11 protein-coding genes are annotated in these 14,374 nt (G+C 64.9%); 2 read left to right on the top strand and 9 right to left on the bottom strand.

The genetic code is table 11. The features are described 5' to 3' along the window. Nucleotides 1-203: 203 nt before the first annotated feature. Nucleotides 204-3,122 carry a protease pro-enzyme activation domain-containing protein gene (locus tag G7Y85_RS19325; protein ID WP_166261427.1) on the bottom strand — a complete coding sequence of 973 codons (2,919 nt, stop codon included), beginning with the start codon at nucleotides 3,120-3,122 and terminating at the stop codon, nucleotides 204-206. On the opposite strand from G7Y85_RS19325, the gene G7Y85_RS19320 reads away from it, so the two are divergent. Then, a complete protein-coding gene (locus tag G7Y85_RS19320; RefSeq protein WP_166261424.1) occupies nucleotides 3,112-3,420 on the top strand; it encodes a hypothetical protein in 309 nt (102 codons plus the stop codon). The genes G7Y85_RS19325 and G7Y85_RS19320 overlap by 11 nt on opposite strands. A gap of 112 nt (nucleotides 3,421-3,532) precedes the next feature. On the opposite strand, the gene G7Y85_RS19315 is transcribed toward G7Y85_RS19320, so the two are convergent. The 6 genes from G7Y85_RS19315 to G7Y85_RS19290 form a co-directional block, all read right to left on the bottom strand. Next, nucleotides 3,533-4,510: an ABC transporter ATP-binding protein gene (locus G7Y85_RS19315; RefSeq protein ID WP_166261421.1), complete on the bottom strand. Its 978-nt coding sequence runs from the start codon at nucleotides 4,508-4,510 to the stop codon at nucleotides 3,533-3,535. Further along, nucleotides 4,507-5,313 carry an ABC transporter permease subunit gene (locus G7Y85_RS19310; protein WP_241696300.1) on the bottom strand — a complete coding sequence of 269 codons (807 nt, stop codon included), beginning with the start codon at nucleotides 5,311-5,313 and terminating at the stop codon, nucleotides 4,507-4,509. Before G7Y85_RS19310 ends, G7Y85_RS19315 begins: the two co-directional genes overlap by 4 nt. A 23-nt stretch (nucleotides 5,314-5,336) precedes the next feature. Then, nucleotides 5,337-6,260 (bottom strand): ABC transporter permease subunit, encoded by a 924-nt coding sequence (locus tag G7Y85_RS19305; RefSeq protein ID WP_166261415.1) that lies wholly within the window; start codon nucleotides 6,258-6,260, stop codon nucleotides 5,337-5,339. 60 nt (nucleotides 6,261-6,320) lie between these two features. After that, nucleotides 6,321-7,847: a peptide ABC transporter substrate-binding protein gene (locus G7Y85_RS19300; protein WP_166261412.1), complete on the bottom strand. Its 1,527-nt coding sequence runs from the start codon at nucleotides 7,845-7,847 to the stop codon at nucleotides 6,321-6,323. A 68-nt stretch (nucleotides 7,848-7,915) separates the two neighbouring features. Further along, a complete protein-coding gene (locus tag G7Y85_RS19295; protein ID WP_166261409.1) occupies nucleotides 7,916-8,821 on the bottom strand; it encodes an EamA family transporter in 906 nt (301 codons plus the stop codon). A gap of 279 nt (nucleotides 8,822-9,100) precedes the next feature. Then, nucleotides 9,101-11,884 (bottom strand): TonB-dependent receptor, encoded by a 2,784-nt coding sequence (locus tag G7Y85_RS19290; protein ID WP_166261406.1) that lies wholly within the window; start codon nucleotides 11,882-11,884, stop codon nucleotides 9,101-9,103. 201 nt (nucleotides 11,885-12,085) lie between these two features. Between G7Y85_RS19290 and G7Y85_RS19285 the strand changes: the two genes are divergently transcribed. Beyond that, nucleotides 12,086-12,865 carry a crotonase/enoyl-CoA hydratase family protein gene (locus tag G7Y85_RS19285; protein WP_166261403.1) on the top strand — a complete coding sequence of 260 codons (780 nt, stop codon included), beginning with the start codon at nucleotides 12,086-12,088 and terminating at the stop codon, nucleotides 12,863-12,865. A 29-nt stretch (nucleotides 12,866-12,894) separates the two neighbouring features. Here G7Y85_RS19285 and G7Y85_RS19280 read toward each other — a convergent pair whose 3' ends face one another. Together G7Y85_RS19280 and G7Y85_RS19275 are read right to left on the bottom strand one after the other, a co-directional pair. Continuing rightward, nucleotides 12,895-14,124: a hypothetical protein gene (locus G7Y85_RS19280; protein WP_241696299.1), complete on the bottom strand. Its 1,230-nt coding sequence runs from the start codon at nucleotides 14,122-14,124 to the stop codon at nucleotides 12,895-12,897. A gap of 44 nt (nucleotides 14,125-14,168) precedes the next feature. After that, the coding region (locus G7Y85_RS19275; RefSeq protein ID WP_174839807.1) for an ExbD/TolR family protein at nucleotides 14,169-14,374 on the bottom strand (206 nt) is incomplete at its 5' end.

Raw genomic sequence — 14,374 nt, 5'->3', positions numbered from 1 at the left:
GATGTTCGCGCGGCTCACGTCCACGCTCAGATGCGACACATCGCTTGCGATTCGATTATCGGCGGAAACCTTGCTGGCGCAAGGAGATTTTCGATTACCGGGGAAGCAGCAACTCCGTGCCGTACGCGGCAGGCAGCACCAGCGCAGAAGCCCGGCGATCGCCGACCCGCCGCGCGCCAGCGGCGGATCGGATCATGCCGTGATCAGTGAAGCGCGCGACGACGGCGACGCGCGAGCGCTGCGGCGCCGAGCACCAGCAGCGTGCCGCCACCGAAGGCGCCACTGCCGTTGTCGCCGCTGCGGGTGCCGACGCTGCTGCCCGTGGTGCCACCGTCGCCGCCGGTCGTCGTGCCGCCCGTCGTGTCGCCACCCGTCGTCGTGCCGCCTGTGGTCGTGCCGCCGGTCGTGGTGCCACCCGTGGTATCGCCGCCCGTCGTGTCGCCACCGGTGGTATCGCCACCCGTCGTATCTCCGCCGGTGGTCATGCCGCCGGTCGTGTCGCCGCCCGTCGTCGTGCCGCCCGTGGTATCGCCGCCGGTCGTGTCACCGCCGGTGGTCGTGCCACCCGTGGTGTCGCCACCGGTCGTGCTGCCGCCGGTGGTATCGCCACCCGTCGTATCGCCACCGGTGGTCGTACCACCCGTGGTATCGCCGCCGCCATTGAGCAGCGTGGCGCAGTTGTCGTTGCCGATCAGCGTGTACGGCTGCGCCGAACCGGCGGAGTCCTGCGTCAGTCCGACACCAAGCGGCAGATTGCCGCTGGTGTCGTCCGGCGTGGAGATGCGTGTACTGCTGATGATGCCGGTGAGTTGATCGCCGGTCTTCAAGCCCAGTGCGCTCTTGTCGAGCACCAGCGTGATCACGCCATCGGCGCTGTAGTTGCTCGCCGGATTCAGACTGCCGAGCACGGTGAAGTCGCCGACACCAGCCAACGGGATCGAGCTGTGCGTGCCGTAGTTGAACACCGGTACAGCACCGTCCGAACTCACCATCGCGACGTAGTATTCGGTGTCCGGATCACCGGCAATGTTGAAGTAGGTGACCCAGCGGAAGCCGGGCAATACCGTGCTCAGATTGTCGACCGTCATCGTGATGACGAGCTGGTCGTCCAGCTCGGCCGGCTCGGCGAACTGCGTCGACAGCAGGTCGTCCGTACCCTGCGCGATGTCGATGCCTTCGACGCCGGACGACACACCGGCAGGGCTGGTGATCAGGGTAGCGCCCGGCGCAACGCAAGCCTTGGGCACGCCATCGACCGTGATCGTGTGCGTGACCGACGCGCTGGTGCCACCACGCGCATCGCGCACCTGCAGGGTCGCGGTATAGGTGCCCGGATCAGCGTAGACATGCGCCGGAAAAACCGGCGTGCTCTGGAACACGAGCGGCGAGTTGTCGCCGAAATTGAGTACGTAGTAGTCCAGCGCATCGCCATCGATGTCATGCGAGGCCGCGGCGTCGAACGTGACGGCCAGCGGCGCATCGCCCTCGCTCTGATCGGCCTGCAGCGCCGCGACCGGCGGGGTATTGTCGGCACAAGTGGCAGCGGGCAGCGCCGCGTTCACGGCGGTGATGTCGAAGCTGCCAAAGCCGGTCGTGTAGTCCCAGCCCGGCGTTGCAACCCAAAGGCCGTTGGTGCCGAGCGTGATGTCGTGGAAACCGGCCGCCTTCGACAAGGGGCCGCCGCTGCTGTCGAGCGCGTAGAACATCGGCGCAGCGAAGCCGTAGCTGTTGCAATGCGCCGTCTGGATGCGCGCCCAGACGCCGGTGCTGAGCGGCGACGAGAGGCTGGTGCCGATCACCGCGCTGTGCACGCCGCCCACCACGACGTCGGCTGCCGAATAGAACAACGCGACGGCAACGTTGAAGCCGGCATCCATCGACACGTCCGGCACCGCACGCAGACCGAGCAGCGAGGTCGGCACGATACCCTTCTGCCAGTCCGGTGCCGGTTCGAAGGTGCTGGTACCGCCGCCGGTGCCGGTCCAGGTGATTTCCTGCACATAGTTGTAATCGGTGTCGGTGAACAGCGACGTACCGCCGACGGCGACGACGTATGGCGAGGATGCCGGATATTCGACCGATGGCGGACCGCTGTCCGGCGTACCAAGGTTGATCAGCACCGAGCACGAGGCGCCTGCATCGCCGGCCGAAACGAATACCGTCTGGCCCTGCGCCATCGCTTCCATGTACAGCTGATCTTCCATGTCGCTGTCGCCGAGCAGCACGTTCAGCGCTTCGCAGCCGCCAATCGAAATATTCAGCGCCTTGGCGACATTGTCGGTGACGAACTGGTTGGTGCCGTTGAGGATTGCGTCGTCGAGACCGGCGCCGTTGTAGAAGATCACCTTCTTGAGATTGGTGGCGATGCCGGTTGCGGACTGGCTGTCCAGATCCCACTCGCTGTCGCCGCTGTGATCCTGCGGATCCGGCAGATCGGTGACCTGCTTCACTTCAACCGGCACGTAAGGCAGACCGGCATCGGTCTCGGCCTGACGGAGATCGGCGATGACCTGCGCCAGATCGGAGCCGCCGGAGATGATGCCGATCGTCGTATTCGCACCGGTCGGTGTTGCATCGGCGTTGTAGGCCTTGCGAAACGCCGCCGCAGTGAAGGTCTCGTTGAGCGCTGCCGAGCCCGCATCGGCCGGGCTCAGCGCCGGCGCCGCGGCGCTGGCCGACTGCGCCTTGTGACTGACGTCGGCACCATTGACGAGTGCCGAGATATGAGTATGCGGCTTGATGGCGTTCTGCAGACCCTGCACGCCGAGCACCAGACCGGACAGTGCTGCCGGTACCTGCACGTCGCGCGTATTGATGCGCAGCGTCTTGCCGCCGGACACGATGTTGACGAGCCTCGTGTTGAACGCCGCCTGCGCCGCAGCGGCGCTGACGTCGGCGTTGATCAGCAGACGATTGTCGGACACGACGATGTGACGAAAACCCTGTGCGCTCAGGTAGTCGACGACCGACTGCACCTGCGCCACACTCGGCGAGTAGCTGGCGATGGTCTGCGCCGATGTCAGTGTCTGGCCATACTGCGGGCTGCCGGCGTGGTGCTGGTTGGCGAGGAAGGCCTTCAGCTGGTCCTTGTGCTGGACATTGAGGCTGACGATGACATGCATCGTCTGCGCCGATGGCACCGCGCTGCTCGAAAAGCCGGGATCCAGCGGCAACGCCCTGGTGCTGGTGCTGACCCAGGCCGACGCCGCATTGGCGACCGTCGTGGCGCCAAACAGCGCAACGGCACACAGCATCGGAACAGAGCGACCGATCGAACGCATAAGGAAAGCCCCCCAAGGCTTTTCCGGTGCTCGAATTCCGGCAGGACGATGTCACCGCCTGGAGGCGAATCCGGGCACTGGTATTTCAGGTTTCATTACATGCCGGGCGCCGGATTTCGGCAATGGTAAAAACCACTAGACGCCTGTCCGCCAACGGCGCGCACGCGCGACGGTGATTGTCGCGTCCGGCAAGCCGCCCCGCTTGATCGGACCTGCCAGAAGGCCTGCGACGGCCCGGCGAAGTGCCCGGATCAACCGGGCGCAGTCGCGATGTCCTCCGGCCTGCGATGGCAATGACGCACGCCGTCGGCCACGGACTCGGGCGGTGGCCGCAGCCGGTAACAGAGATCGACGGCATGCTCGCAACGCGGCGCGAAGCAGCACGCCAGCGGCGAGATTTCGGCGCGCGTCAGGCTGCCGGCAATCGCGAACATCGGCGCATCGGGGTCGGTGTCGAGCCGTGGCCGCGCCCGCAGCAGGGCCTGTGTATACGGATGTGTCGGCGCCCGCAGCAGGCGCTCGCTGTCACCTTCCTCCATCACGCGCCCGGCATACATCACCAGCGTGCGGGTGCAGAGTTCGCCGACGACGCCAAGATCGTGCGTGATCAGCAACAGACTCAAGGCGAAATCGCGCTGCAATTCGCGCAAGAGCGTGATCAGTTGTCGCTGCACCGTGGCATCCAGTGCCGTCGTCGGCTCGTCGGCGATCAGCAGTTCCGGGCGGCACGCGAGTGCTGCGGCCAGCATCACGCGCTGGCGCATGCCGCCGGAAAGCTCGTGCGGATACTGGAGCAGCCGTCGTGCGGCATCGGCGACGCGCACCGCATCCAGCAGACGCAGCGCGACGCGGTGCGACTCGGCACGTGACAATCCGCGATGCACCTCCAGTGATTCGCCGATCTGCATGCCGACCGTCAGGTAGGGATTGAGGCTTGAAGCCGGGTCCTGGAACACCATGCCGATGCGCGTGCCACGCACGACATCGAGCATCGAATCACGCGCACCGATCAGCTCGATCCCGTCGAAGCGCGCGCTGCCGCTGACACGCAGTCCCGCACCCTGCAGGCCCAGCAAGGACAGGACCGCCTGGGTCTTGCCGGAGCCGGACTCACCGACGATCGCCAGACTGTCGCCACGGCTCAGCGTGAACGACAGACCATCGACGATCGGCGCCGCCGCCGAATCCACTGGTCCAATGCACAGACGGTCGACGCTCAGCAGGCTCATGCCGCCGGCCCGCCGCGACTGGAGAGGCGCGCGCGCAGTTGCTCGCCGAGCAGATTGAGCAGCAGCAGCGTGACGCTCAGGAACGCGGCCGGAAACAGCAGCGACCAGGGCGTGACGTCCATCTCGCGCGCACCGTCGTTGATCAGCGCACCCCAGCTGGTGGCCGGTGCCTGCACGCCAAGACCGAGAAAGCTCAGAAACGATTCGATGAGGATCACCTGTGGCAGGGTCACAGCCGCATAGACCGCAACGAGGCCGAACAGATTCGGCACGACGTGGCGCCGGATGATCTGCAGATCGGAGAGACCCGACAGCCGTGCGGCGGCGATGAAATCACGCTCGCGCAGCGCCAGCGTCTGACCGCGCACGACGCGCGCCATGTCCAGCCAGTTGACCGCACCGATCGCCACGAACATCAACAGGAGATGGCGACCGAACAACACCATCAGCACGATCACGAAGAACATGAACGGCAAGGCGTACAGCACGTCGACGATGCGCATCAACAGCCCGTCGAGGCGCCCGCCGATGTACCCGGCCACGGCGCCGCAGGCGACGCCGACCAGCAGCGATACCAGGGTCGAGACCGCTCCGACCAGCAGCGAAATCCGGCCACCGCAGAGCGTCCGCACGAACAGGTCACGGCCGAGGCTGTCGGTCCCGAACCAGTGTGCGTGCACCAGCGTCGGCGCTGCCGACCAGGTGCCGGAAAAATCGATTTCGTCGCAGGCGTACGGACTGAACCATGGGCCGACGATGACCAGCGCGACCACGCAGGCGAGTGCGGCCAGTGCCGCGCGCATGCCCGGAGATGTCGTGTGCGGCCTCATGTCCTGCGCAGGCGCGGGTCGAGCGCGCCGTACAGAAGATCCACGACAAAATTGAACGCCAGTATCAGTGCGCCGTACAACAGCACCACGCCGAGCACCAGCGTGTAATCACGGTTCAGGGCCGCCTGCACGAAATAGCGCCCAAGTCCGGGAATGCCGAAGATCTGCTCGACCACCACCGAGCCGGTCATCAGACCGGCCGTCGCCGGTCCGAGATGCGAGATCACCGGCAACAGCGCCGGGCGCAGCGCGTGGCGGAAGATCAGCAGATGTTCCGGCAGACCCTTGGCGCGCGCGGTACGCAGGTACGGCATTGCCAGGGCATCGATCAGGCTGGCACGCAACAGGCGCGCGATGTAGGCGATCTGCGGCAAGGCGAGCGCCACCACCGGCAACACCATGTCGGCATAGTCGCGATGCCGCCAGCCGCCGGCGGGCAGGCAGCCGAGCACGATCGCGAACAGCAGGATCAGCAGCGGCGCGACGACGTAGTTCGGCACCGACACGCCGAGCAGAGCCAGATTCATCAGCAGGTGATCGAGCACACTGCCGGGGCGTCGCGCAGCCAGCACGCCGATCGCGCCGCCCACCAGCAGCGCGAGCAGCAGGGCACAGACACCCAGCGCCAGCGACACCGGCAGACCGGCGGCGATCAACTCCGACACGCGATAGCCTTCGTACTGGAACGACGGACCGAGATCGCCGTGCAGCACGGCCTCGACGTAGTTCAGATACTGGCGCCACAGCGGCGCGTCCAGCTGATATTCGCTTCTCAGCGCCGCCTCGATCTGTGGCGGCAGGCTGCGTTCGGAATCGAACGGTCCGCCGGGCGCCGCACGCATCATGAAGAACGCCAAGGTCAGCAGCACGAACAGGGTCGGCAATGCGGCGAACAGACGGCGCAAGGCGAAGGCCAACATCAGCGACGGTTCCGGACATTCGGCGCGCATCGCACGCACCGGTCGCGCCGCCGTTCACGATCAATCCGCCGGGTCATCGAGGCGCAGATCCTTGCTGTAGTGCACGTCGAGCAGATTGTCGTGCCAGCCGCGAACGCGCGGCTTGACGAGATGCTTGGAGACGTACCAGTAGATCGGAATGAAGGGCATGTCGTCGACTGCGCGGCGCTCGGCACGTTCCAGCAGTGCCGCGCGCCGTCGCGGGTCGGCCTGTTGCGCAGCGCTGTCGATCAGCGCGTCGTAGGTCTGGTCGTGCCATCCCATGTCGTTGCGTCCGTTGCGGGCCGTCAGAACGTCCAGAAAACTGGAAGGATCATCGTAGTCGCCGATCCACGATGCGCGAAACACCTGCGTGATGCGTCGCAGCCGGCGCTGCGCGAGAAACACCTTGTTCTCTTCGTTGATCAGGCTGGTTTCGACCCCCAGCGTCTGCTTCCACATCGCCGCGATCACCGTGGCGATGCGCTTGTGATCATCGTGCGTGTTGTAGCGCAACTCGATTCGCAACGGGCGGTCCTTCGAGTATCCGCAAGCCGCATACAGGCGCTTCGCTTCGCTCACGCTTTTCTGCCGGGACCATGACGCCCACGCTGGCGACTGCGCCCGATAGTCGGCCACGCCGGGCGGCACCCAGCCATAGGCCGGCAGCGCGAGGCCGTTCATGACCTTGTCGACGATCAGCTCGCGATCGATCGCCAGCGACAAGGCGAGCCGGAGATCGCGCCGGCCGGCGAACGGCGGCTGCTGCACATTGAAGCCATAGTAGTAGCTGCCGAGATACGGGGCGACATGCAGCTGCGCGCCGAACTGCGTACGCAAGGCTGGCGCCTGTACCAGCGGGATCTCCGAGCTCACGTCGATTTCATTCGCGCGATAGCGCTGGAGTTCGGAGGCGATGTCATCGGTCGGCAGGTACTGAACGCGGTCGATGTGCGTGTCGGCATCGTCCCAGTAATGGGCGTTGCGTCGCAGCTCGACCTGCGCCTGCACCTGCCAGTCCACCAGTTGGTATGCACCATTGCTGACGAGTCGCCCCGGCCTTGCGAAGCCGCGTCCGTAACGAGCCAGCGCCGGGCCGTAGACCGGAAAACTCACGGGGTGTGCCAGCAGGCTCGGAAAATAGGGTGTCGGCTGCTTCAGCAGGATTTGCAGTCGTGTCGGCGACAGGGCCCACGCCGCCAGCATGCTCACCGGCGCCTTGCCGCCGGTGATCGCATCGGCGTTGGCAATCGGCGACAGCAGCTGCGCGAACGGCGAACCGGTCGCCGGATCGACGGCGCGACGCAGGCCGTCGACGAAATCCGATGCGGTCAGCGCCTCGCCGTTGGACCAATGCAGGTGGTCACGAAGTTCGAAGGTATAGCGCCGTCCGCCATCGGCGATCTGCCAGCCTTGGGCGGCGGCCGGCAGCACCCGCCCATCGGCGGCGATCCGTGTGAGGCCCTCGCCGAGATCACGCGCGATGTTGAGCGCGCTGACACTCGACATCCGCTGCGGATCGAGCGACTCCGGCTCCGGACCGTTGCCGATGCGCAGCAGGGAGTCCATCGCCGCCGAAGAGCAGACAGGCAACAGCACAGCGATGCACCCCACGAGGCAGTGCAGCGCGCGCCGCCTCATGCCGATCGGGGCTGCCGCGACGCCAGGCTGACGCCGATCACCGACAGCAGGATGATCAGCGTGCCGCCGATCTGCATTTCGCTCAGACGCTCGTCGAGCACCAGCCAGCCAAGCAGGACGGCAACTGCAGGGTTCACGTAGGCATAGGTGCCGAGTTGCGACGGCGTCACCTCGTGCACGAGCCAGAAGTACGCCCCATACGCGAGACAGGAGCCCAGCAGGGCAAGATAGATCAGCGCGCCGACGGTGCCGGACGTCCAGTGCCACTGCGCCGTCTCGCCGAGCGACAGCCCCAGTCCGGTTTGCACGATGCCGGCGATTGCCATCTGCAGGGCCGCGGCCATCGGTGGTGGACAACCGACCGGATGCCGTCGCGACACGACCGATCCCGCCGCCCAGAAGATCGGCGAAATGACCAGCGCCAGATACGCCGGCCAGGGCGCGAGCGCCGCACGCAAACCGTCACCCACCAGCACCGCGACACCGAGAAATCCGACGATCAAGCCAGCCAGCGTCCAGCGACTCAGGGCCTCGCCACTGAGGCCCAGCGTCCCGAAGCCGGCCATCCACAGCGCCGAGGTCGCCACCAGCAGGGCCGCCTGGTTCGACGGCACCCATTGCTCGCTCCAGGTAACGAGGCCGTTGGCACCAACCAGCATCAGCAACGACGTGATCGCGATCACGGCCCAGTCGCGGCGCGCTTTCGGCAGGCGCGCGCCACGCCAGTACGCATAGGCCAGCATCGGGCCGGTCGCGAGCAGAAAGCGCGTGCCGGCAAACAGGATCGCAGGCGCGTCGTGCACGCCGATGCGGATCGCCAGATAGGTCGATCCCCAGACGACATAGACGATGGCGAAGGCGAAGGCGACGCCGCCTACCGAACCCTTGCTGTTCACGAACATTGCATCTTCTTAATCCGTACGCCGTTCTGCCTGCATCGAGGGACGTCCAGTTGGCGAGTGCTGCCGATCTGAATCGAGACTGGCGGCCTGACCGGCGGATTATGAGGTCGCCCGACCGCTGCGAGAACCTCCGTCGATCCGCAGCAGACCTGCTGCGCGTGTCCAGGGTCCGTCTGCCCTGCGTCACATTGCCAAAAAACGGCCGCCAAAGAAAAAGGAGACGCCAAACCTGGCGTCTCCTCATTTCGTGCCGCTTCAGCTCTGAAGTTCGACGTCCGTTCAGAACGTGACTTCGTACTGCAGGTAGTAGGCGCGTCCCAGCGGGCTGAAGTACGACGGACCAGCACCCGTGATGAACTCGTTCGCCGTGTTGGAACCGCCCACCTTCTCGGTCGGATCGAGCGGGAAGTCACGATCGAGGATGTTGTCGATGCCGAGACGAACCATGCCCAGCGAAGCCGGCAGCGTGTAGCGCAGCTGCAGGTCTATGGTCAGGAACGACGGATAGAACTCATCCGACGCAATCGGACCGCTGGTCTCGTTCGGCAACGCACCCGGCAGCTTGCCGATGAAGTTCGTCTTCACATAGGCACCATAGGCGCTGTACGACCAATCGTTGACCAGAGAGAGACGATGCCGGGGCACGGTCACGCTGCCACCGTAATTGAGCTGCTCTTCCGCCGGCGCCGAAGGATCGATCTTGACCTTGAGCGACTGCAGCCAGGTCCAGGTCAGCGTGTTGGTGAACTTGCCGACGCCGGTATTGATGCGATAGTCGATCTTGGTGTCGGTTCCCTTCAGGCGCTGGCTCGCGAAGTTCGCGGCGCCGGCGCTGATCTGTGCGTCGGAGTAGCCACCAACCGCGTTGCCCAAGCCACTGGGCGAGCCGGGATGCGAAACGGAATCCGTGATCTGATCGCAGAGCAGCCCCTCGTTTGCGCAGCTGTCCACCACCTGCTGAGCCGTCAGTACTTCGACGATGTTGTTGAGCGAGATCGTGTAGTGATCGACCGAGACGGTCAGATCCTTGACGATTTCCCAGCTGACGCCGACGTTCCAGTTCCAGCCCTTCTCCGACTTCAGGTCGGGATTGGAGCCATTGACGACCGGCACGGACTGGATGTCCGCGCACTCCGGCACGTCGTCGCCCGGATTGTGGCCGGAGGCACGGCATGCGCGGGTGTCAACCACTGTCTCGAAGCCCGAGGACTGACCGGCGTACAGCGCGACCAGGTCCGGTGCGCGGAAGGTGTTGCCGTACGACGCACGCACCAGCACGGTCTCGAGCGGACGATAGGCCAACGACACCTTCGGGCTGAACTGGCCACCCACGGAATTGATGTTGTAGTCGTCGTAACGACCCGCCAGACCGAGCTCGAGGCTGTTGATGATCGGCAGCTGCAACTCAAATGCCAGACCGTAGTAGGAACGCGAACCCGCCGCGTCCGGCGCCGCGCCGTCCGGCGTATCGCCGAACACCGACAGTTTGTCGTTGCGGCTGCTGAAATCTTCGTGGTTGTAATCCCAGTGCAGAGCAGCCTGGATCGGACCACCCGGCAGATCGATGTGCAGCGGACCGGAGACCGTTGCGTCGATACCTGTGTTGTTCGATACACCGAGGCTGGTCGGCGTGTAGCCGGCCTCGTCGACCACATCCTGCGGAATCGGATCGAACAGATTCAGCCCACGCGACAGGACCAGATAGTCGAGCACGCTGCTGATGAAGTTGCCGCGAGTCCGCGTATAGACCGACGCGTGGCTCTGCGACACCGCCGCTTCCCAGTCGTAATCATCGAGACGACCGCGGACGCCCAGCACACCGTTGTAGTTCTGGCTCGAGACGTCACTGCCGCGACCACCGAACTCGACCAGACGCCGGTTGAAATATCCGTCCTGCTCGTCACCAGTGCCGGTCGTCGGATTGCCCGGCGAGCCGGCCGGAATCAGGCCACGACCGTCCGGAAATTCGCTGTCGGGAATGACGCCGTTCGAGGTCTCGCCGCCGCCATACGGGAACGGCTCGAGCCGGAACGCCTGCTGTTCCTTGACGTAGGTGAAGCGGCCGAACGCAGTCGCGTCCAGGAACGGCAGCGTGCGGTCGCCCCAGACCGTCACCGAGCCGCGCTCGGAGTCCGGATACCATTCGCGGTACTTGGCGCGATCGAAACGGCAACGCGTTCCCACGATCACGCCGGCACCGGCAGTCGAGTCGCCGGCATTGCCCGTGCCGCAATCCGGATCGGATGCAAGCAAGGCGCCTGACGGATCGACAAAATTCGAACCGTAACCGCTGAAAGTGCCGCCGTTGGTGGCGTCCGACTCCGAATACTTGCGGTCGGTGAACATCAGGCGGTTGCTCTTGTTGTACGAAGCCGCGACGTTCAACGACATCTTGTCGTTCGCGACACCGGCACCGAACTGGATTTCACCGTTGTCGTGGCCGCCGTGCTGCGTCGTGCCGCCGCGAACGCTGAGCATGCCCCCGTTGATCGACTTCTTGGTGATGATGTTGATGACGCCGCCGATGGCATCCGAACCGTAGATGGCGGACGCGCCGTCGGTCAGCACTTCGATGCGATCGACCATCGCCAGCGGAATCGTCGAAAGATCGACCGACTGGTTGGTTTGCGACAGGAACACCGGATCGATCGCCTGACGGCGGCCGTCGATGAGAATCAGCGTGCGATTGGAGCCGAAGCCCTTGAGGTCGACGGTCTGCGCACCGGCACCGAACGAGAACGAGGTGCTGGTGTTGAACGAACCGCCGGTGTTCTGGGACATGCCTTCCAGCACGTCGGTGACCGACTGGTATCCGGCCTTGTCGATATCGTCGCGCGTGATGATCGTGACCGGGGTCGGCCCCTCTTTCTGCACCTGACGGATGCGCGAACCGGTGATGATGATTTCCGCCGGTTCCGTCGTCTGGTCGGCGCTTGCGCCCGCCGTGGCTGCGGCATCCTGTGCGTAAGCCGCACCCTCGAAACACATTACCGCGGCGACTGATGCGATCGCGGTGAGGGCAAACTGCACGCCCTTCCGCTTGCGCTTAGACGTCATTTCCATTTTTCACTCCCAAGTGAAATCGACCTGCTGTCATGGTCCGGCTGGAAGCAAGAACACACGCCCCCACCGGCTGTATTGAATGCGGCTCGAGCCTAAGCCTGCGTCGTGAACTGCGTCAATAATCTGTAACAGAATTGGGTGTTTTCCCCAGATCGATATGGATTGGTACTCTTTCGCATCTGCCAGCCGGGACGGTCCGAAATGACGGTTCACCACGAAGCCCTCGGGCCGATTCATCGCGTCTCGATCAACCGCCCCGCGGCGCGCAACGCAGTCGATGGCGCGACGGCCGCGGCACTGGCCGATGCGTTCCGGCGCTTCGACACCGACGAGACCGCTGCCGTGGCGGTCCTGAGCGGCGTCGGCGGACATTTCTGCGCTGGAGCGGATCTGAAGGCGGTCGCATCGCAGGATGTGCGACGCAGCAATCGACTGGAGACCGATGGCGACGGCCCGATGGGGCCAACGCGCATGCAGCTGTCGAAGCCGGTGATCGCGATGGTGTCAGGCTACTGCGTAGCCGGCGGCTTGGAACTTGCGCTCTGGTGCGATTTGCGTGTCGCCGACACGACAGCGACCTTCGGCGTGTTCTGCCGTCGCTTCGGCGTTCCCCTGATCGATGGCGGAACTGTGCGCCTGCCGCGACTGATCGGGCAGTCACGGGCGCTGGACATGATCCTGACCGGGCGCCCGGTGCGCGCGGACGAGGCGCATGTCTGGGGACTGGTCAATCGTCTGGTCGCACCGGATCAGTTGGAAGCCCATGCCCTGCAATTGGCACACGAAATTGCGCAGCACCCGCAACTGTGCATGCGCAACGACCGGCGCTCCTCGTACGCGCAATGGTCCATGACGGAGGCGGCAGCGATTCGCAACGAATTCGCGCTGGGAACGCAGACCCTGGAATCCGGCGAGACGCTCAGCGGCGCCACGCGCTTCGCGTCCGGCCGCGGCCGGCACGGCGCATTCACCGACGAGTAGCGCGCGGACGAGAGGTCGGTCGATCGCGCTCAGCGAGCCGGCTTCACCAGCATCCACAGTTGGGCAAGCGACGCGCCACCGTCCTGCCCGCTGACGCTCTTGAAACTCGCGGCCGCGTCGGCAGTCTTGCCCGCGCGCATCTGCGCATAGCCCAGGTGAAGGTTCGCATCATCGGGGGCCTTCAGATGGCCCTTGTCGATGCCTTGCTGCATCAGCGCGATACCCTTGTCGTACTGACCATAGCCGACGTAATTCAAGCCGGTGTTAATCAGCGCGTCTCCCGACTTCAACTTGGCTGCCGCGCTTTCGCCCTCGGCCTGGGTTCGCTTGTCTTCGGTGATCTTGGCGGTAACGGCCGCCTTTAGCGATTTGTCCTTGACCGCCCGCGGCCCGGCGCCGAGCAGGCCTTTCGCATAGCCCTGATCGATATATTGCTGGGCCTCGCCGGGCAAGCCGGCGGCGAGCGCGAGCTGCGCTGCGTCTTCGTACTCATCGGCGTTGTCGATCGTGTCCGTGGCCGCCTTCAGGCGATACATGTCGAGCAGCAGGCGATTGGAAAACCCCGGCTGGGCGACCGTGTGGGTGATCAGTTCCTGCCATAGATCCGCGCTGGGGTAGTACGTCACGAGTCGGCGCAGGGCATCGCGATAGACCGTCTTGTCGTTCTGCTTGACCGCGCAGCTCATGTAAAGCCTGAGTGGCAGTTCCGGCGGCGTCTGTCCCGCCTGTTGCATCTGCTCGAACTGCGCGAGCAATTCGTGCTCGGCGTCCGCATAGTCGTCGCTGAGATAGAGCGCCTGCGCCAGAATCAAGGGCATCTGGGCGTCGGTGCCGCCTGCGGCACGATAGGCTTTGGCGTACTCGGCAGCCTTCGCGTAATCCTTGCCCGCATATGAAAGTCGCGCCACCGTATCGAGCACCGCCTGCTTGTCGTCGCCGACCAGTTCGGGCCGATCGAGTACCGCCTTGTACGCAATCAACGCCGCCGCATCGTCGCCAGTGCCGAGCGTGGCGCTCGCCCGCATGCGCGCAATCACGTAGCTTTCGTAGGCGGTCAGCTTTTCAACGGCAGCCGCCTCATCTAGCTTGGTCAATGCGTCCGCATACTTTTTCGCCTGAATGTCAGCTTGCGCTTCGGTCAGCGGCTTGCCAACCTGCGGCCGCACCGTTTGAGCCTTGCTGTCCGCATCCGCTGCGCCTGCCGCCAGTGACACGGCCAGCAGGCCGGCCGCAACCAGCGTCCCTAAAGAAGCTCGCATCATTCCTCCAGACCTGCAGAGGCGACTCTGCAGCGATTCTTTATCTACATCGCCTCGTTGCCGACGAGTCCGATGTTGGTGACACCGAGACGCTGGGCGCTGGCCAGCACGGCGGCGACGTACTTGTACTCGACCAGCTTGTTCGGCCGGATGTGAAACTCCGGCTGCTGCACGGCATTGGCCGCCTGCACCAGGCGTGCTTCCAGCACCTGCCGGTTCGGGATCGTCTCGCCGTTCCAGATCACCGTGC

This window comes from Solimonas terrae, from assembly GCF_011067135.1.
GTDB classification, from domain to species: domain Bacteria; phylum Pseudomonadota; class Gammaproteobacteria; order Nevskiales; family Nevskiaceae; genus Solimonas; species Solimonas terrae.
Note: the sequence above shows the minus strand (reverse complement) of the source record. Positions and strands in the feature narration are given on the sequence as shown.